2 protein-coding genes are annotated in these 994 nt (G+C 73.3%); both read left to right on the forward strand.

Annotated features, from left to right (window positions below; genetic code table 11):
- Positions 1–465, forward strand: a 465-nt coding sequence (locus tag IE329_RS39940) for a PKD domain-containing protein (RefSeq protein WP_190215978.1), incomplete at its 5' end; no start/stop codon positions are given.
- 119 nt (positions 466–584) lie between these two features.
- On the forward strand, positions 585–994 hold a 410-nt coding region (locus IE329_RS39945), incomplete at its 3' end, for a protease inhibitor I9 family protein (protein WP_190215979.1).

Genomic DNA, 994 nt, shown 5'->3' on the forward strand with positions numbered 1-994 from the left:
GGCACCGGCCTCGCCTACAGCTGGGACTTCGGCGACGGCACCACCGGCACCGGCGTCAAGCCCACCCACAGCTACGCGAGTTACGGCACCTGGACGGTCAAGCTGACCGTCACCGACAGCAGCGGGCGCACCGGCCGGAACCGGACCACCTTCCGCCTGCTGGAGCCGAACCACAACGACAGGCCGGTCGCGGCCGTCGGCGGGTTCTGCACCGTCAACGGCAACTGCGTGCTGGAGTCCCAGAACTCCTACGACCCGGACGGCACGATCGTCGCCTACAGCTGGAACTTCGGCGACGGCACCACGGGCAGCGGGCAGAGCGTCAACCACACCTTCCCGTACGCCGCGTCCGGCAGGTACACCACCACCCTCACCGTCACCGACGACAAGGGCGGCACCGGCAGCGGCAGCAGGACCGTCAGCTGCGTCAAGCAGCCCTACTACATGACCTGCGACCTCGGGTAGCAGCGTCGGACGGCCGCCGGCGGACCCCCACCCGCCGACGGCTCCGGGACCGGCACGCCGGCGTCGCCGTGCCGGTCCCGCTGGACGCCCCCGCACTCCCGCCCCCACCAGGAGAACCCATGAAACGCACCGCGATACTCGCCGGTCTCGCGCTGACGGCGGTCACCGGCCTCGGCCTCGTCACCCCCGCCGCCGCCCAGGAACCGGGCGCCCGCTACCTCGTCGTCCTGGACGAGGCCGCGGCCGCCGACCCCGCCGCGCTCGCCCACAGCACCGCCGGCACGCATCTCCGCTCGGTCTACCGTTCGGCGCTCAGCGGCTTCTCGGCCGACCTGACCCCGGGCGCGGTCCGGGCGCTGCGGGCCGACCCCGCCGTCAAGTACGTGGAGGCCTCCGCCGTCGGCCACGCCGACGGCCAGAGCACGCCCAACGGCACCAACCGCACGCTCGGCCCCGGCAATGCGGGCCTGAAGACCGGCGACGGCCTGGACCAGCGGGTCGACGTGGACGTGGCGGTGATCGACTCCGG

The organism is Kitasatospora indigofera, assembly GCF_014655955.1.
Classification (GTDB): Bacteria; Actinomycetota; Actinomycetes; order Streptomycetales; family Streptomycetaceae; genus Kitasatospora; species Kitasatospora indigofera.